The following is an 18,144-nucleotide window of genomic DNA, read 5'->3' on the forward strand; positions in this document are numbered from 1 at the left end:
AGGGGTCGTCGCGGGCGTGCTCGAAGAACGATGCTGTTTACTGATCGGGTACGAAGGTGTGTGTATGGTAACCGTACGCGACCTCAGAGAGCAGATGGGTGAGAACCCTATCACGGTGCTGACCGCCTACGACGCACCCACAGCCGAAATCGTCGACGAGGCGGGCGTCGACGTCGTTCTCGTCGGCGACAGCCTCGGAAACACCACGCTCGGGTACGAGACGACGGTCCCGGTGACCGTCGACGAAATGGCCAGCCACACCGGTGCCGTCGCTCGAGCGACCGACGATGCGCTGGTCGTTGCGGACATGCCGTTTCTCTCCTTCGGCGTCGACGAGGCGACGACCATCGAAAACGCCGGCCGGATGCTCAAAGCGGAGGGAGCGTCGGCGGTCAAACTCGAGAGCGGCCAGCACACGGTCGATATCACGGAGAAGATGGTCCAGCTCGGAATCCCGGTCATGGCCCACCTCGGGTTGACCCCCCAGCACGTCAACCAGTACGGCGGCTATCCCCGGCAGGGTACGGATCAGAAGGCCGCGGACCGAATGCTCGACCTGGCGAAAGCCCACGCGGATGCGGGTGCGTTCTCACTGGTCCTCGAGCACGTGCCCTCGAATCTCGCCCGGACGATAACCGAAGCGATCGATATCCCGACGATCGGGATCGGTGCGGGACCCCACTGCGACGGACAGGTACTCGTTTTCGACGACGCCGTCGGTCTGAGCGAGTGGACGCCGTCGTTTTCGAAACAGTTCGGCGATGTCCGCTCGGAGATGGAGTCGGCGGTCGACGAATATATTTCAGCGGTCGAGGAGCGCGAGTTCCCGGCTGAGGAACACAGTCACGAAGAGAGCGACCTCGAGGACATTTACTGATCGCGCGGCGACGAAGATTTTCGCGGATCGGACGAAGACACTCCCTCGGCTCGGGACGCTACCGGGACTCGAGGAACTCAGCTATCGTCTTGTTGAAGGCGTCGGGTTGTTCGACCATCGGAAAATGCGCTGCCTGTTGGATTTCGACTATTGCTCCGTTGGGGATCTCGTCGGCGAGATACTCGTGGTACCACGGCGGTGTAAGCTGATCGTACTCGCCGTAGACTGTGAGCGTCGGAACCTCGACTCTGTGCAGTTCGTTTCGAACGTCGAACCGGTGGCAGGTGAGGAAGTCGCGATACGTGACCGCCTGTCCGCACTCGAGCATTCGTTCGCGCGACGCCGCGAGCAGTTCCGGATCGGGATCGTGAAAGATCCTGTTCGGCTCGTGGAGGAACTCGACGGCCCGCTCGAAATCCGACTTGAGCCAGGCGAGGAGATCGTCGAGCACGCCCATTCGGGCACCCGTCCCGGTCAGAATCGCCGCCTCGGCTTCGAACGACCGCTCGAGGAGGATGTGGAGGACAACAGCACCGCCGAGCGAGTTCCCGACGAGGGCGGTCGAATCCGTTTCCTCGACGACCGCGAGCACATCGTCGGCGTACGCCGACAGTGCGGTGTAGCCGGAGTTCGCCTGAATATCGTCGGATTCGCCGTGTCCACTCAGGTCGAGTGCGACGATCTCGTAGCGATCCGACAGCGATTCTTGAAAGCGCCAAACCGCGTGTGAACCGCCGCTGCCGTGCACGAAACAAACCGTTTCGCTGGACGTTTCTCCCTCGGTCACAGTGTATGCCGTCTCCCGTCCGTGGTGGGCGAGCGTTCTCATACGTTGCTAAAGGATAACAGCCCGCATAAATACCCGAGTCAGCTTCGCGGCTCTGCGCGTCGACTATCCTGATGGGGCTGATCGCCAAGACAGGGGCGACCGCTGATGGAGACGAAGTTGCAAAGATAGCGTGGAACTGCGTTCAAGCTCTTCTTCTCTATCCCTTCGCCCTCTGTGGGTTTGCCTGCGACAGATATAAGTACTAGAAGCCCTAACTTAGGGTTAGTCACAATGAACTCTGAGCAATTCACGAGCGATCAACTCGCTCGCAAATACGAGTACGAGGACGGGTCAGTCATCGCGATCGACCTCGGCACGAGCGTGCCGGAGCCGTCAGTCGATCTCGTCGATGGAACGGTCATTATCGTCAGCGGCGACGAACAGTACGAGTTCGATCTTCCAGTCGAAGAGAACGACGCGGACACGTTTATCAGAAACGGCGTGCTCACTATCGAACTGGAGGACAACGTATGAAACTCACCGTCAAACCCCTCAAGCAAAAAGACGCAGGTCGCGGACTCGCAGCGATCGATCGCGTCTCGATGAGCGAGCTCGGCCTCGAGAACGGGGATTACATCACAATCGAGGGCAAAGGTGACGGACAGTCCGTTGCCCGAGTCTGGCCCGGCTATCCCGAAGACGAGGGACGAAACGTCGTCCGAATCGACGGTCGTCTCCGACAGGAGGCAAACGTCGGGATCGACGACAGCGTCTCCGTCGAGAAGGCCGATGTCAAACCGGCAACGGCCGTCACCGTCGCGCTCCCGCAAAACCTTCGTATTCGGGGCGATATCGGCCCGCTCGTCCGCGATAAGTTGAGCGGACAGGCCGTCACCGAGGGCCAGACGGTTCCGTTTTCGCTCTCGTTCGGTCCGATGGCCAGCTCCGGCCAGTCGGTTCCGCTGAAAATCGCGAGCACCTCGCCGTCGGGAACGGTCGTCATCACCGACTCGACCGATATCGAAATCTCAGAGACGCCAGCCGAGCAGATCAGCTCCGGCCCCGGTGGAGCGTCCGAAGGCATCCCGGATGTCACCTACGAGGATATCGGCGGTCTCGACGACGAACTCGATCAAGTCCGCGAGATGATCGAGCTGCCGATGCGCCACCCCGAGCTGTTCCAGCAACTCGGCATCGAACCGCCGAAGGGCGTCCTCTTGCACGGACCACCCGGTACCGGGAAGACGCTGATGGCGAAAGCGGTCGCAAACGAGATCGACGCCTACTTCGAGACCATCTCCGGACCGGAGATCATGTCGAAGTACTACGGCGAATCCGAGGAACAACTCCGCGAGGTCTTCGAGGAAGCCGAGGAGAACTCCCCGGCGATCATCTTCATCGACGAACTCGACTCGATCGCCGCAAAGCGCGAGGAAGCTGGCGGTGACGTCGAACGTCGCGTCGTCGCGCAGCTGCTCTCGCTGATGGACGGCTTAGAGGAGCGCGGTCGCGTCACGGTCATCGCGGCGACCAACCGGATCGACGATATCGATCCCGCACTTCGTCGCGGCGGTCGGTTCGATCGCGAGATTGAAATTGGCGTTCCCGACAAGCAGGGACGCAAGGAGATTCTGCAGGTCCACACCCGCGGAATGCCCCTTTCGGACTCCGTCGACGTCGAACACTACGCGTCGAACACTCACGGCTTCGTCGGTGCGGACCTCGAGAGTCTCGCACGCGAAAGCGCGATGAACGCGCTCCGACGGATCCGGCCCGAACTGGACCTCGAGTCCGACGAGATCGACGCGGACGTTCTCGAGAGTCTCCAGGTAACCGAGCGGGACTTCAAGGAGGCACTCAAGGGCATCCAGCCCTCGGCGCTTCGGGAGGTCTTCGTCGAAGTTCCGGACATCACCTGGAACGATGTCGGCGGGCTCGGCGATACAAAAGAGCGGCTTCGCGAGACCATCCAGTGGCCGCTTGACTACCCCGACGTGTTCGAGGCGATGGACATGCAGGCCGCCAAGGGCGTCCTCATGTTCGGGCCACCGGGGACCGGGAAGACCCTGCTCGCGAAGGCGGTCGCCAACGAGGCCGAATCGAACTTCATCTCGATCAAAGGCCCCGAACTGCTCAACAAGTACGTCGGCGAATCCGAGAAGGGCGTCCGCGAGGTCTTCGAGAAGGCTCGGTCGAACGCACCGACCGTGATCTTCTTCGACGAGATCGACTCCATCGCCGGCGAACGCGGCGGGAACACCACCGACTCCGGCGTCGGCGAACGGGTCGTCAGCCAGCTGCTGACCGAACTTGACGGCCTCGAGGAGCTTGAGGACGTGGTCGTCATCGCGACGACGAACCGACCGGACCTGATCGACAGCGCCCTGCTCCGTCCAGGCCGACTCGACAGACACGTTCACGTCCCCGTGCCGGACGAGGAAGGCCGCGAACGCATCTTCGAGGTCCACACGCGTAACAAACCGCTCGCAGACGCCGTCGACCTCGAGTGGCTCGCCGCCGAAACGGAGGGCTACGTCGGTGCCGACATCGAAGCTGTCTGTCGTGAGGCCTCGATGGCGGCCAGCCGCGAGTTCATCAACTCGGTCGACCCCGAGGAGATGGGAGACAGCATCGGCAACGTTCGAATCAGCCGCGAGCACTTCGAATACGCCCTCGAGGAGGTCCAGCCGAGCGTGACCCCCGAAACTCGAGAGCAGTACGAAGAGATGGAAGAGCAGTTCCAGCAGGCAGAGCCAAGCGGTGAGAGCGACCAGCTGGGTCGAACCTTCCAGTAAGTCGCTTGAGGCGTTCTGACTTTTTCGATCTGCGGTTCTCTCGGATACGACTCAACTCGAGGAGTGTCGATTGTCGAGTCGATGATCGTGTACTCGTCGGATTGTCAACCGGATAGTACAATAGAACGATATATTTCACGATAGCGTAGATACCGATCCAGAATATGAGAGCGGTGTTGATCGGAATCTTCGCCCTTTAGCTAACGGAAATTGCAAGAGTAAGTGCCATCATCAACGGGATGGCACCGGACGGACTCGAGAGGCACGCTCAGTCGTCTGGCGCGGTCGCCGAATCGGTCGATCGAGTTTCTCGCGGTGCCGGTCCAACCAGCAACTTCACCGAAATGCCCGCACCGACCAGTGCGATCGACGAGAGCGTGACGAAAAACGTCGCCATCGTCGCGTGATCGAGGAGAAAGCCGCCGAGGGCGATGCTCGCCGAGCCGAGGCCGAACATGCCGAGGTAAGTGTAGCCGTAGGAGAGCCCGCGCGTTTCCGGCGGGGTGTAGACGGCGACGGCCTCCTGATAGAAGGGTTCGATCGCGAATAGGGCAAAGCCGAGGACGCCGCAGTAGAGCAGAATCACGACGAGGCCCATCGACGAAACGGGGACGAACGCGACGGCGAGGATTGCGAGTCCGACAAAGGCCACGATCAACCCCCGAGCGACGGGCACGCGGCTTGTCAACTTGCCGGCGACGTACTGACCCGCCATCCCCGCGACGAGCAGACCGACGTAGAAGTAATCGCCCAGCGAGAGTTCCTCGAGGCTGCTCGGCGGTTCGATCCCCTCCATCGCCGGGAGGTTGTTCAACAGTTCCGGCAGATAGGTGAGGACGCCGCGGTAGTAGAGGCCGACGAACGTGACGACGGCGAAGACCAGCAGGAACGAACTGGCAAACAGCGTCCGAGAGTTCGAGGCGAACTCGCGAGCGGAGAGCGATCCCGTCGAAGCGCTTGCGTCGTCGCCGCCGTCGCTGTCGTCCGAATCTCCCAGAGCGGCGGCGGGATCGAACTGCGCTCGGAGCCCGTAGGCGGTCGCGAGTATCCCGGGAACGGCCAGCGCGACGGCGACGAGTCGCCACTCGAGGACGAGCAACATCGTCGCGGTGGCGAACGGGCCGAGCGCAATGCCGACGTTGCCCGCGATGCCGTGCCAGGCAAAAACCGTTCCTCGGCTCTCGACGCCGGTGCTGATCAGCGCCAGCCCGGCGGGGTGGTAGATGCTCGCGACGATTCCCCAGCACAGCAGGCTGGCCGCGACGGCGTAGATCGAGTTCGCGAAGGCGAGGGTCACAAAGGTGACGCTCATGCCGGCCAGACAGACGAGGACGAGTCGCTTCGGGCCGTACCGATCGGCCAACAGTCCTGCGGGTAACGCGCCCAGGCCGAAGGGCGCGTACCCGAGCGCGACGATGAGGCCGACGAGCGCGACGCTCACGTCGAACGCGTCGAGCCAGACGACAAGAAAGATCGGGATCGCCAACTCGAACCAGTGGACGATCGCGTGGGCTAACATCGTGAACGCCGCGATCGACCGGTCGTTATCGCTGAGTGCCATTTCGCTGTCGATATTGGGTGGTACCGGGCAGACTACTTAGAGAACTCGGAACCCCTCGTCGCTTGCGCGACGCACTCGAGTGTGCTCGCGCAGTACGGAGCACTCGTCAAATCACCCGTCGCAAATTCGACGGGCGCGACGACCTACGGCAACGCTTCCGCCGGTTCGTCCTCGAGATCCGAGAGGACCTCCTCGGCGTGACCCTCGGGGGTCACGTTTTCGTAAACCGCCTGGATGGCTCCGTCGGGACCGACGACGTAGGTGTTCCGGAAGACGCCGTCGAACGTGTTGCCGAACAGTTGCTTTTCGCCGTAGGATTCGTACAGCGTCGACACCTCACCCATCTCGTCGGCGAGGAGGTCGAACTCGAGGTCGTACTCCCCAGCGAATTTCTCGAGGTCGGACACCGAGTCGTCGCTGATCCCGATGACGGCGGTATCGAGGTCCTCGAGTGCGGCGAGTGTGTCGTTGAAGCCACACGCTTCGGTCGTACAGCCGTCGGTGTTCGCCCGCGGATAGAAGTAGATGACAAGCCGTTGGCCGTCAAAATCTGTTTTGCGAACGGTCTCTCCGTGCTGATTCTGTAGTTCGAACTGTGGTGCGTCGTCGCCAACCTCGAGCATAGAAGCGTCTTCGAGAGCGTCGTTGTATGTATTGTGATTCGACCGAATCACCCAATAACCGTTCACTCGAGTTGTTCGGCGGCCTCGCGCTCGACCAGCGGCGTCGCGTTCTGTTCGGGCAGCGTGACGACGTCGTCGGCCGCGAGCGTATACTCCCGGTCGTCGACGCCCAGAATCGAACCGACATCCTCGGTGATCTTGACGGTAAGGCGCTCGAGTGAAGCCCCGTCGTTCGTGTCACCTTCGGTACCGGTCGACGGCGTAGTCGAGTCCGCCCCTTCGTCACCGTCGGGAGCCGGTGGCTTCGGCGGGGCTTCCGGCTCTGGCTCCGCCGGATCCGTCCCGGACGACTCCGCTGGTTCCGGCGGATCGCCACCCATCACGTCCGCGGCAGTGACGGTGCTCGAGTCCGGGGACGAATCCGACGCGTCGGATACCGATTCGTTCGCGTTGGCACTCTCCGGCTGTGACTCGGGTGGTGCGGGCGAGGTCCGATCTTCGGGCTCGATAGCTGACCCGCCGATCGCCTCCTCGCCGGTTTCGGCCGATGCCGTCGGTGAGCCAGTTCGTTCTGACGCCGTCGGCTCGCCCTCGCCCTCGAGCGCTTCGGTCTCGGCTTGTGTTCCCGCTTCGGCGTCGACGCCCTCAAGCACGTCGAGCACTCGATTTTTGTTCGACTGGATGCGGTCGATGAGGTCGTCAAAGAGATCGGCTTCCTCGGCCGTGAGTCCCTCGTCGTTCGCCGCCATGCCGGCCGCAGAGAGGCTCGCCTGCTTGACGAGTTTCCCCATTCGGCGTTCGTAGATCGCCTCGACGACGTCTTTAGCGGTCTCGATCTCGTCGGTGAGCTGGCTCACTTCCGGTGAGGCAAACGGATCGTCCGTGGCTTCCGCGACGCGATCGCGCTCGTCCTCGAGGTCTGCAATATACTCGCCGACTTCCTGATAGAACGAGGGGCGCAGATTCTGGAGGCTATCCTTCTGGCGCTCCTTGCTCTGGACCGAGCGTAGTTCGTCGAGATTCATTCTTTTTCCTTTTCGGCGCGGCCACGCGCCATGAGAAACATGGCGACGTACTCCGGTAGTGACTGGTCACCCTCCTGGACTGTAAAGATATCGCCCCCAAGTTCGACCTCGCCGCCGCGGTCGACATTGATCGCCACTTCGTGGCTAGTAAACGTCTCCGGAACGGCGTCGACGATCGGATCGAACGCCTCGAGGTCCTCGGGAGCGATCCGCTGTGTCGTCAAGGCGCTCCCGCCGTGGAGGCTCCCCGGCAGTCGGATGAGCCGATTCGTGTCGGTCGTCACCGGTTCGTCGATCGGGGCGTTGTCGCGTTCGACCGCCGTCGACGCGAACCGTTCGGCCAACTGCGCGATGGCAGTGTGAACGGTCACGTTGCCCGCCTCGAGGCCCTCGCGGTTGTTCCGGGCGGCCGAGAGCGTCGCTTCGGCTTTTCCCTCGCCGATGCCGTCGAACTCCTGCAATCGCTCGAGCGCGTCTTCTTCGTCCATCTCGAGCAAATCCTCGATGAAGGCCATGAAGTGCTCGTGAATTCGGGACCCCCAGCCGCCGTCGACTCGCAGGTTTCGCCGTTCAGTCGGCGTCTTTCGACCGAGTCCGGCGACCGTCTCAGTTTCGATCAGCTCCTCGAAGTCGAGACCGATCCCGCGAACGTAGTCGACGATCTCGCGGCGGTGTTCCCGGTCGAGGTGTTTGACGTTTTCGTCGCGAACGTGGACGTGGTAGCCCCGCCCGCCGGAGAAGACGATCTCGATGTTTTCGAAGGCGAAATCGTCCTCGAGAAACTCGAGCAAGCGAAGGAGGGCGTCCTTACACTTGCTGAGCATCTCCGCGTACGAATCCTCGCCGAGGGTAACTCTCGGCAGGTGATCGGCGTCGAGATCGAAGACCAGATCCGACGAGCGCCACTCCTTTTCGGTCATCGAGCCCGCACCGGGGTCGCGATAGCGTCCCGCAGAAAAGTAGACGTGTTGGGGCCGTTTGCGGACGAGAAACTCCTCGATGTCGCCGAGCTCGAGGAGCGATCGGTGTCTGACCATCGTCGTTCCCGGCCCCTCGGTCCACGGGATGAACCCCCACTCGCGCTCGTTAGCCTCGGGCGGGAGCGTGATCTCCGTCCGACGGTAGTGATCACGGAACCGGCCTCGAAGATACGCTCTCGTTCGCTCCTCCATTCGTCCACGGTATCTGAGACGGGAGACTATAATCTTCCCGAAAGTCTCGAACGCTCGAAAGACAGCGAACGGGAGGACTCACCGCGAATGATATAAAGACGCACTATATGCAGGTGACGGTAGCGTGTCGATTTCGTGACGTTACGGTTGTGCGATAATCTCGAGAAGATTGTAGCTGGTGCGTTTATAGCGAAGAGTGTGACTCGAGCGGTGGAAAACAACTGACATGCGACCGTTCGCGGCTACCGGCGCATCAGTTCGGAAATCTTGTCCGTAATACCGCTGCTCGAGCCGAGTTTGAGGTAATAGGCGTCGCCGCCGTCTTCGTAGTAGTTGTCGATCCGACGGTTGATCTCGAAGCCAAGGTGTTCGTAGAATCGAAGCGCATCCTCGTTGGTCGTTCGAGCGTGACAGGTGATCGTGTCGTATTCCTCTGCGACGCGTGCGACGAGACGCTTGCCGATCCCTTCGCCCTGATAGTCGGGCGAGACCGCCAGAAAGAGAATGTAGCCGTCCCGTCGAACGGCCGCAAAGCCGATCAGTTCCTCGTCTTGCAGATAGATGTGAACGGTCGAGCGGCGATAAGCGTCGGTGAAGAAACTATGTCGCTGTTTGAGAACACCAACACGGTCGTTGATCTCCTCTTTGAGTTGCCAGGCTTCGTCGACATAATCGTCACTACCCGAGGTGACGACGCGACTGTCGATGTTGACGCTCACTGCTGTCTTCTAACAGTCTCGTCAATATAATTCCACCGGCATGCGAACTCGTGAAGGGATCATCATAACTTTGATATATTCGGCTGAGAAGGCGATTTTCGAACTGTTGGCGACCCGGGCAATCAGACATGCTAAATCGAATGTGTCCGGGCCGTGGAACCGACGGCCATACGGTCCTCGCCGATAAACCGGGAACCGATGGGTTTCGAACTCCGAGAACACACTGCCGATATCGCGGTTGGGGCAACTGGGGACAGTCTCGAGTCGGTTTTCGGCGCAGTCGCGGACGGACTCGCCGCGGCCTCGACCGAGGACATCCCCCAAACTGGCGGAGACCGGTTCTCGCTCACGGTGAGTGCGGAAAATCTCGAGGCGCTGCTTTTCGATTACATCGATGAACTGATTTACCTCCGCGACGTTCGCCTCGAGCTTCCCGTCGATAATCGGGTCGAGAAACTCGAAATTGCCGAACTCGGTGAATCGCGAACCAAAGACGACTCGGCTGACGAGACAGCCTATTCGATCGAGGCCACTGCACGCGGCGTTCCGTTATCCGAAATCACCGCACGAGAGATCAAAGCGGTCACGTACTCGGAGATGCGCCTCGAGGAGACCGACGACGGCTGGGAGGCGTACGTCGTGTTCGACGTTTGAGTGTTAGGTGCCCCGTTACCGGGTTGGACGGCCGCGAAAAGTAGATCGTAGCCACGTCGTTTTTACCGCCGTCCTCATATCACTAGGTATGTTTCGAAGATTCGACGTTCGACCGAGCCGGATCGGTGTCTGGCTCACAATTGCCGCCTGCTGGTTCGGCGCGACAGTCGGTTCGGTCAGTGCTCACGAGGAGTATGTCGTCGACGGGGAGCAGGGCGTTCCGGTCGACGAATTTCTCGCCGATGCGCTCACCGATCCGATGGTCGTCGGCCCGTTGCTGGCCGGGGGACTCGTCGTTCTCGGCATCGTAACTCTCTACCTCTGGATCCAGCCGTTCCAGCGGGATCTTGGCGCGTTCAGCCACGCGATGGACGAGTACGTCGACTACGTTCCATGGCTGTTGCGGATCTCCTTTGGCATCCCATTGATCGGTGCCGGTTTCGGCGGCTACTTCATTAGCCCCGCCCTCGAGGTCGAGCTTCGGATTCTGCAGGTCGGGCTCGGCTTTTTGTTGTTGTTCGGGTTCGCAACTCGAGTCGTTGCGCTCGCAACGTTGGCGGTCTATCTCGTCGGGGTGGTAATCTGGCCGACGCTTCTCTTACAATTCGAGTTCGTCGGCGGCCTGCTCGCCATCGCGTTGATCGGGAGCGGGAAGCCGAGTGCCGATCACGTTCTCCAGCGAGTTGCCGGCACTCCGGGGACCGTCTACAGGCGGTTCGATCCGATCTACGATAGCGCACGTTCGTTTCAGGACCGAACGGCTCCCTACAGACGGTATCTTCCGACAGTCGTTCGATTCGGCCTCGGGACGACGTTCATCTATCTCGGTGCGACACAGAAGATCCTCCGGCCCGGACTGGCTCTTGAGGTCGTCGATCAGTACGATCTCACGGCGGTCGTCCCGGTCGCGCCCGAGCTCTGGGTTCTGGGTGCCGGACTCGCCGAGATCGCGCTCGGAACCGCCCTTATTCTCGGGCTGTTCACCCGAGCCAGTGCGGCGACGGCGATCGGGATATTTACGCTCACGCTGTTCGCGCTGCCGGACGATCCCGTCCTCGCCCACGTGGCTCTGTTCGGGATGGCCTCGGTCTTGCTTATCACCGGTAGCGGTCCGTACGCGCTCGACAATCGCACCGAACGGGTCGAAGAGGAACTCGAGGAGGCGGCTCCCGTTGCGAACCAGTAGCGCGTCGCATCGGGAACTGCGTAACTGATCGAGAGGTGCTATTCGGCGGCCAAAGAGACGAACACCTTTCACCGTCGGCGTCCGATTTTCGGGTATGACTACGTTCGACGCGGACGGCGTTACGCTCGAGCAGATTCGAGAGTACGTCTGGGAAGTAAAGCCAGAGGGAGAGATGAGAACGCCCGCGCGGGTCCTCGCGAGCGAAGCGCTCCTCGAGGAGATCAGCCAGGACAAGACCCTAGAGCAGTTACAGAACGCGACGCACCTGCCGGGGATGACCGACTACGCGATCTGTATGCCCGACGGCCATCAGGGCTACGGCTTCCCGGTCGGCGGCGTCGGCGCGCTCGACGCCGAAGACGGCTGTATTTCGCCGGGAGCCGTCGGCTACGACATCAATTGCGGGGTCCGCATGATGCGGACGAACCTGACCTACGAGGAGGTCAAGGGCCGGGAGGAGGAACTCGTCGACTCGCTCTTTGCGAACGTTCCGTCGGGGCTCGGCGGCGGCGGCATCGTTGAATCGGGAATCGACGACGTCGAGGAAATTCTCGCTCGCGGCGTCGACTGGGCGCTCGAGAACGGCCACGCCGTCGAGGAGGATCTGCTCCACTGCGAGGACGAGGGGATGCGCGAGGGAGCGGATCCGTCGAAGGTTTCCCAGAAGGCCAAAGACCGCGGGAAGAATCAGATCGGTTCGCTCGGATCTGGGAACCATTTCCTCGAGGTCCAGCGCGTCACCGATGTCTTCGATGACAAGGTCGGCGAGGCGTTCGGACTCTCCGAAGACCAGATCGTCGTCCTGATCCACTGTGGCTCTCGAGGGCTCGGCCACCAGACGTGCAACGACTACCTGCGAAAGATCGAACAGCAACATCAGGGAATGCTCGAGCAGTTGCCGGACAAAGAGCTGGCGGCGGCACCCGCCGGATCCCAGCTCGCCGAGGACTACTACGGCGCGATGAACGCCGCGATCAACTTCGCGTGGGTCAACCGTCAGCTGATCATGCACCGCACCCGGAAGGTCTTCGAGCGCGTCTTCGAGCGCTCCTGGGAGGAGATGGAGATGGACCTGCTCTACGACGTGGCCCACAATATCGCGAAAAAGGAGACCCACACCGTCGGGTCGGCAGGAGACGGGAGCGACGTTCGGGAGGAACGAGAACTCTACGTCCACCGCAAGGGGGCGACTCGAGCGTTCCCGAAGGGCCATCCGGAAGTACCTGCGGCCTACCGCGACGTCGGTCAGCCGGTGATCATCCCCGGAAGCATGGGCGCGGGAAGCTACGTCCTTCGTGGCGGCGAAGCCTCGATGGATCTCACCTTCGGTTCGACGGCCCACGGCGCGGGACGCCTGATGAGCCGCACGCAGGCGAAAAACGACTACTGGGGCGGCGACGTACAGCAGGAACTCGAGGACCAGGAGCAGATCTACGTGAAGGCCCAGTCCGGAGCCACCATCGCCGAGGAAGCGCCGGGCGTCTACAAGGATGTCGACGAGGTCGTCAAAGTCTCCGACGAGTTGGGAATCGGGGACAAGGTCGCCCGGACGTTCCCGGTGTGTAACATCAAGGGATAGATTCGGCTCGAGACTCGTCTGAACGTTCCTCCGAAATTGTATCGTTCGGTTTCATCGAACTGAACCCCTATTTTGCAGATATGTCAGGATAGTCTTCACTCGTACTGTTAGGGATTTCCCTTACAGCGCGTTACGTATAGCGCGCATACTCTCATCATCCTCGGTACGTTACACCATCATGACCGCGATGAAAAGGACCCCGGAAACCCCAGCGACGATGCCGACTGCTTTAGCCAATTGTGGGCCCCACGAAACCGTTCGTTCGAGCGAAAGCACGAGCGCAATGATCGCCATCCAGAGGATGTTCATCGAGCCGGCAACGACCATGAACGCGAACAATGCCCAACAGCACCCCACACAGAAGAGGCTAAAGCGCAAACCCATACTCGCGGCACCGCGAATCCCGGACCGATGGTAGGTCATCAGAAACCCGAACGGTGATCGACATTTATCGAGGCACTGGTATTTGTACGGCGATAGTTGGTATCCTCCGAGCAGTAGGAGTACGCCTCCGATGAGGAGCGGCCCGTGATTGCTTACTAGCGATACGAGTGGGACCAGCGCGTTGACTGCCAGTGGAATGAGGCCGGTGAGCGTCCAGACGAGTGTATACACCCCGAGCAACGCGCTCAGCCTTGCGGCTTTTGCGGGTCTGGAGAGATCCTGCAGTGTCCCGTTGTACAGCCGGAACAACGGCACCGTCGAGGGATACATCATGGCGACCATCATCGTCCCCCACATGAGCAGATAGAGCACGACGCCGATAGGACCCTGTCCAATCGCCATCGCTTCGGGGACGCCGGGGTCAGACATCCGCATGTCCATCTTGCCTCCCGGCATTGGGACCCATCGCCAGAGGATTGCAATCCATGCACCGAGCGCGAGCACGTACATGACGATGGCGATAAGCGGAAGTTGGCGTATGGTGAGGATCTGCTGTTCGGTCTTTCGTGTGGTCATACCTGGAAAGAATTATGTGGAGAACTCAGGTATTCGCCATTTCGAACTCACCGAAGTACGAGTTATTGCCTCCGACGTCCCACGAAAAGTCGTCATCGAAGGCAACGGTCGCTTCGGTCGTCTTGCCAATGTTCGCTGTTTCGTCCGGCTGAATGAACGGGTGGGGGTATGCTGACCCCTGGCTATCGCCGAAGCCGACGCTTTTGTCGGTCTCGATCGAGACGATATCGCCCGCACTGAACGAGAGGTGGCCGTCCCCCGTTGAGTAGGATATCGGCACCACAACACTATCTTCGACGGTGTCGATCAGCGGCGCGGCGGCTTCAAACAACCCGCCTGCCTGGCCGGAGAAGATGGTTTCGAGTGCCTCCGCTTGCGCTTCATCAGCAGCCTCGTCGATCACGAGGACGACGTGCCACCCGCCGTCGAGAAGGATGCCGTCCTCCCAAACGAGCATCCCTGCTCCGAGCCTGTCTAGGGACACATCCCCGTACGCCCCTTCTTGGATATTCCAGAATCCGGCGAACGTACATTTGTCGTCGTCTGCTGGTTCGTACCACAGACACTGGCACGGGACCGAACAGTTGCACGCCTCGATGAAGTCGCCTTTGAGGTTCCAGTCTTGTGTCATTGGTATGCTCCTCGACCCCCGTCACAATCTTCTTCAAAGCGAATTAGTCTCGTTGAGGGTCGGATGTGAGAATTCAATAAATAATTGCAAGTAGTTAACCAACGACGATCTGGCAGTCGCTGACGTTCGCGCAATCACTGAAGCGAGAAATTCAGCCTTCCGGAGGTACTGTTCAATCGACCCGTCCAATCGAATGTCCATTTTAGCTCGCTACAACACGCTGGCGAGCGTTGGTTGGGACAGGCAATCGATGACAGTCGAAAAACTCCGAAACCGTCGCTTAGGCCAGTTCTTGGACTGTTTCTACCAACCGTAGTATCGTCGTGTAAGAGCCCCCAATAGTTTTCGTGTTCCTTTGCGTACTCTAGACATGAACCTTGATAGCATGGGACACCGCACTCCAGACTCACCGATCGGCGACGTCGCGTATCTCGCCCGGTCAGAACACCGAATCCCGACACTCGTTGCGCTCACAGAGCGTCCACGGAGTCGCTCCGAACTCTGCGAGGTGACTGGTGTTTCCTCGTCCACGGTACGGCGGACGTTGAACGAGTTCGAAGAACGGCTCTGGATCCGCAAAGACGGCTACCAGTACGTAGCAACCCGGCTAGGAGAGGCGATCGCATCCGGAATGGAATACCTGCTCGACCGGGTCGAAACCGAGCGAAAGTTGCGTGACGTCTGGCACTGGCTCCCGAACGAGGTCAGCGAGTTCCCGATCGAGATCTGGTCGGAACTGACTGTAACTGTTGCCAACCCCGATGTCCCATACGATCCGGTAAAGCGATTCGAGTCGCTTCTCAAAAAGACGACCACGTTACGATATCTCCGTCCAGATATTGCTTTGATGGACCCCTGTTTTGACGTTCTCTGTCAACAGATCGATAACGGTGTAGACGTAACGGTGATCGACCGACCGAACAGCCACATGTACTTTATTTCGACGTATCCGGAGCGCAGTTCCGAGTTGTTTCAACAAGACAACTTCACGGTGCTCGAACACGACGAATTATCGCCATATGGAATCGGTCTGCTTGACGAGCGCGTCACCATTAGCTGCTACGAGCAGGACAGTGGGGGGGTTCAGGCAGTGATCGATACCGACGTACCGGCGGTACGCGAATGGGCGCTGTCGGTCTACGAACGCTACCGATCCGATGCTCGGCCGATTGAACCCCAGCAGTTCGTCGAATAACGCTCCAAGTCCAACTTTTGACCTGATCGTGACGTGGAGTATGGAACGAGAAGCGGTTCGGTGACGACCAACTCCAGATTGCAGTTGGTGAACCGTTTTCAGGGTCTGCAGGAACGCGAGGAACTGCCGAAACACCACAAAATAACCACTTTATCTTCGCCTTCGTAGCGTCTCTTGCCAGGAGGCAACATAACATGACTGACGACCAGCAAATCGCACACGGCATCGATCTCGAAACACTCGACGGGTTTGCCGAACACGCAGCCGGCCATCCTGAGGAGGTCCAGTTCGGCCTCCGAGCGTCCGCAACCTACGAGGGAACGGCCGCACACAGCCTGGCGAAGATCGACAGCTACGACCTCGGCGGCGAGACGATCACGCGTGAAACGCGCGAGTACACCCTTCCGTACGGCGGGTGGAAAGAAGTCCTCGACGCTGGTGGATGGGTCGGCGCGACCGACCGGATGGAACCGATTGAAGTCGCACTGTCTGCGCTCGCTGCCTGTATCAACGTTGGTATTACCATCAACGCCGCCGCGAACGGTGTCGATATCGACCACCTTCGGACGCACGTCCGGACCGACTTCGATCCAGCGGTCCTCTTTAGTCTCGAGGAACTCAAAGAGTCCGACTCCGTCTTCGAGAATCTGACTGCCGAGATCGAAATCGATGGTGCGGACCTCGACGAGGATCTGATCGACGAGTGGGCGCGCCGAGCGCCCGTCTATACGCTCGTCTCGCTCGATCAAGAAGTTGATATGACCGTCAACACGCCCGCGGAGGTGGCGGGCGACGACTAACGGTGAGCAACAATGAGTGATTCACTCGACACGGAGAAACTCGAACGCGAGGTCAAGTCGATGTACCAGGATGTCGCGGTGTCTACTGACGCCGAGTTTCACTTCGAGACGGGCCGTACCCTCACCGAGCGGCTCGGCTACGATCCGGACATTCTTACCTACGTTCCCGACGAGGCGATCGATTCGTTCGCAGGCGTCGGCTACTACTTCGACATGGCGGATCTCGAACCGCGCGAGAAGGTTCTTGACCTCGGTAGCGGGTCGGGGATGGATGCCTTCTACGCTGCGATGAACGTCACCGAGACCGGGTCGGTCACGGGCGTGGACATGACTCCCGAGCAAGTTCAAAAAGCGAACGACCTCGCTGCGGACAGCGGCTTCCACAACGTTACCTTCAGCGAGGGATACATCGAGGACCTCCCGTTCGAGGACGCGTCGTTCGACGCAGTGATTTCGAACGGCGTGATCAACCTCTCTGCGGAGAAGAGGCGTGTCTTCGAAGAAGTACACCGGGTACTCAAATCGGGCGGACGGTTGGCCTTGTCCGACATCATCAGCGAACGACAGTTGCCAGAGAGCATCAAGACCGATGCGGATCTCTGGGCGGCGTGTATCGGGGGCGCCGAACAGGCCGATGACTACACGGGATTGATCGAAACTGCCGGATTTGAGGTACTGGAACTCCAGGAGAATACACAGTACGAGTTCGTCTCGGATCAGGCGGCGAACGCCTGCCAGAAATACGGTGTCAAGAGCATCTCGCTCAACGCCCGCAAACACTAATGAGAGACCATGACTGACGAAACCAGCTTGGTCGACGAGATATCGCGGCGAACAGCATTGCAAGCCAGCGCTGGCGGCCTCGGTGTGGGTCGGCCTGTCCGGAGCTGCCACCGCTCACGATGACGAGAACAACGATGTAAATGACGACCGTGACGAGGACGATCCCGAAGTTGACGAACAACCCGAGAGTATCCGCGAACTCGTACGCGCCGTCGATCGACACCCGCCGGAGGTCCTCGATAACGTCAACGAACCCGCTGAGTACTAACTGATTCAACTCGAACGAGAGGGGCGGTCGAAACGACCGGTCCTCTGGTACGACGAGATCGATGTCGATCTCCCACTTACCAGATCGAGTGGCAGCTGAGACAAGGCAAACGCTTGACCGGTGTGCCAACTACCTAATTCCTGATCCGACGACAGACGAATCTCCATACGCTGCAGTCGCTGGGCGGCCGACTACGTGACCGGCCGCCGTACCACGACCCATGCCGGATCAACACAGTTCCACCGAGGTCGGAACGGCGACGATCGTCTACGAAACGCCTGAAGACGGCCAGGAATCCGTCACGGTCGACAACGACCGCATCGCCTACTTTCAGGACCACTGGCTGTTCGCCTACGGAACCGACGAGGACGGCAACGACATGGTTCGTCGGGTCCCTCACGGACGGGTTCACTATGTCGAACGATCCGTCGAAGAAATAGAGGAGACGTTCGAATCAACGCTCGAGAAAGCCAAAGACAAGATCGAGGACGTTCGGAGCTAAGAGCGGTCACCCGTTGACAGTCGACCGGTCGGAACGTTCACAACC

Annotated in this window: 18 protein-coding genes and 1 pseudogene; 11 read left to right on the forward strand and 8 right to left on the reverse strand. The window is 60.2% G+C overall.

Annotated features, from left to right (window positions below):
* Window positions 1-64: 64 nt before the first annotated feature.
* Entirely contained in the window at window positions 65-877 is an 813-nt protein-coding gene (panB, locus tag QNM96_RS05930) for a 3-methyl-2-oxobutanoate hydroxymethyltransferase (protein WP_283835100.1), read from the forward strand.
* Window positions 878-935: 58 nt separating this feature from the next.
* On the opposite strand, the gene QNM96_RS05935 is transcribed toward panB, so the two are convergent.
* The gene (locus QNM96_RS05935; RefSeq protein ID WP_283835101.1) at window positions 936-1,706 is read right to left on the reverse strand and encodes an alpha/beta hydrolase; all 771 of its coding nucleotides are present in this window, start codon (window positions 1,704-1,706) and stop codon (window positions 936-938) included.
* Between the two features lie 231 nt (window positions 1,707-1,937).
* Between QNM96_RS05935 and QNM96_RS05940 the strand changes: the two genes are divergently transcribed.
* Both QNM96_RS05940 and QNM96_RS05945 read left to right on the forward strand, forming a co-directional pair.
* The gene (locus tag QNM96_RS05940) at window positions 1,938-2,180 is read left to right on the forward strand and encodes an Hsp20/alpha crystallin family protein (protein ID WP_283835102.1); all 243 of its coding nucleotides are present in this window, start codon (window positions 1,938-1,940) and stop codon (window positions 2,178-2,180) included.
* Entirely contained in the window at window positions 2,177-4,441 is a 2,265-nt protein-coding gene (locus QNM96_RS05945) for a CDC48 family AAA ATPase (RefSeq protein WP_283835103.1), read from the forward strand. The genes QNM96_RS05940 and QNM96_RS05945 overlap by 4 nt, the downstream gene beginning before the upstream one ends.
* Before the next feature lie 268 nt (window positions 4,442-4,709).
* Here the strand turns inward: QNM96_RS05945 and QNM96_RS05950 are convergent, their stop codons facing one another.
* The 5 genes from QNM96_RS05950 to QNM96_RS05970 all read right to left on the reverse strand — a co-directional run bounded on the left by QNM96_RS05950 (window position 4,710) and on the right by QNM96_RS05970 (window position 9,541).
* Window positions 4,710-6,002 carry an MFS transporter gene (locus QNM96_RS05950; RefSeq protein ID WP_283835104.1) on the reverse strand — a complete coding sequence of 431 codons (1,293 nt, stop codon included), beginning with the start codon at window positions 6,000-6,002 and terminating at the stop codon, window positions 4,710-4,712.
* A gap of 143 nt (window positions 6,003-6,145) precedes the next feature.
* Window positions 6,146-6,625 (reverse strand): thioredoxin-dependent thiol peroxidase, encoded by a 480-nt coding sequence (bcp, locus tag QNM96_RS05955; protein ID WP_283835105.1) that lies wholly within the window; start codon window positions 6,623-6,625, stop codon window positions 6,146-6,148.
* A 62-nt stretch (window positions 6,626-6,687) separates the two neighbouring features.
* Window positions 6,688-7,650, reverse strand: a complete 963-nt coding sequence (locus QNM96_RS05960; RefSeq protein WP_283835106.1) for a hypothetical protein — start codon at window positions 7,648-7,650, stop codon at window positions 6,688-6,690.
* Window positions 7,647-8,822, reverse strand: a complete 1,176-nt coding sequence (gene priS, locus QNM96_RS05965) for a DNA primase small subunit PriS (protein ID WP_283835107.1) — start codon at window positions 8,820-8,822, stop codon at window positions 7,647-7,649. Before priS ends, QNM96_RS05960 begins: the two co-directional genes overlap by 4 nt.
* Before the next feature lie 242 nt (window positions 8,823-9,064).
* Window positions 9,065-9,541: an N-acetyltransferase gene (locus tag QNM96_RS05970; protein ID WP_283835108.1), complete on the reverse strand. Its 477-nt coding sequence runs from the start codon at window positions 9,539-9,541 to the stop codon at window positions 9,065-9,067.
* A gap of 198 nt (window positions 9,542-9,739) precedes the next feature.
* Here QNM96_RS05970 and QNM96_RS05975 point away from each other — a divergent pair, with 198 nt between their 5' ends.
* The 3 genes from QNM96_RS05975 to QNM96_RS05985 all read left to right on the forward strand — a co-directional run bounded on the left by QNM96_RS05975 (window position 9,740) and on the right by QNM96_RS05985 (window position 12,960).
* Window positions 9,740-10,195, forward strand: coding sequence for an archease (locus QNM96_RS05975; RefSeq protein WP_283835109.1), 456 nt, complete (start codon window positions 9,740-9,742; stop codon window positions 10,193-10,195).
* 88 nt (window positions 10,196-10,283) lie between these two features.
* Window positions 10,284-11,381 (forward strand): DoxX family protein, encoded by a 1,098-nt coding sequence (locus QNM96_RS05980; protein WP_283835110.1) that lies wholly within the window; start codon window positions 10,284-10,286, stop codon window positions 11,379-11,381.
* Window positions 11,382-11,475: 94 nt separating this feature from the next.
* Window positions 11,476-12,960 carry an RtcB family protein gene (locus QNM96_RS05985; protein WP_283835111.1) on the forward strand — a complete coding sequence of 495 codons (1,485 nt, stop codon included), beginning with the start codon at window positions 11,476-11,478 and terminating at the stop codon, window positions 12,958-12,960.
* Between the two features lie 168 nt (window positions 12,961-13,128).
* Here QNM96_RS05985 and QNM96_RS05990 read toward each other — a convergent pair whose 3' ends face one another.
* Together QNM96_RS05990 and QNM96_RS05995 are read right to left on the reverse strand one after the other, a co-directional pair.
* Entirely contained in the window at window positions 13,129-13,920 is a 792-nt protein-coding gene (locus QNM96_RS05990; protein ID WP_283835112.1) for a DUF2182 domain-containing protein, read from the reverse strand.
* A gap of 25 nt (window positions 13,921-13,945) precedes the next feature.
* Window positions 13,946-14,551: a DUF1326 domain-containing protein gene (locus tag QNM96_RS05995; protein WP_283835113.1), complete on the reverse strand. Its 606-nt coding sequence runs from the start codon at window positions 14,549-14,551 to the stop codon at window positions 13,946-13,948.
* A 370-nt stretch (window positions 14,552-14,921) separates the two neighbouring features.
* On the opposite strand from QNM96_RS05995, the gene QNM96_RS06000 reads away from it, so the two are divergent.
* The 5 genes and pseudogenes from QNM96_RS06000 (at window position 14,922) to QNM96_RS06020 (ending at window position 18,099) form a co-directional block, all read left to right on the forward strand.
* A complete protein-coding gene (locus QNM96_RS06000; RefSeq protein WP_283835114.1) occupies window positions 14,922-15,746 on the forward strand; it encodes a MarR family transcriptional regulator in 825 nt (274 codons plus the stop codon).
* Window positions 15,747-15,940: 194 nt separating this feature from the next.
* Window positions 15,941-16,546, forward strand: coding sequence for an OsmC family protein (locus QNM96_RS06005; protein WP_283835115.1), 606 nt, complete (start codon window positions 15,941-15,943; stop codon window positions 16,544-16,546).
* 12 nt (window positions 16,547-16,558) lie between these two features.
* Entirely contained in the window at window positions 16,559-17,329 is a 771-nt protein-coding gene (locus tag QNM96_RS06010; RefSeq protein ID WP_283835116.1) for a methyltransferase domain-containing protein, read from the forward strand.
* 169 nt (window positions 17,330-17,498) lie between these two features.
* Window positions 17,499-17,696 (forward strand): annotated as a pseudogene (locus tag QNM96_RS22920) (hypothetical protein); the annotation flags it as partial.
* A 121-nt stretch (window positions 17,697-17,817) separates the two neighbouring features.
* Window positions 17,818-18,099, forward strand: coding sequence for a hypothetical protein (locus QNM96_RS06020; protein WP_283835118.1), 282 nt, complete (start codon window positions 17,818-17,820; stop codon window positions 18,097-18,099).
* The last annotated feature ends 45 nt before the right edge of the window (window positions 18,100-18,144 follow it).

This window comes from Halostagnicola sp. A-GB9-2 (assembly GCF_030068615.1).
Taxonomy (GTDB): Archaea; Halobacteriota; Halobacteria; order Halobacteriales; family Natrialbaceae; genus Halostagnicola.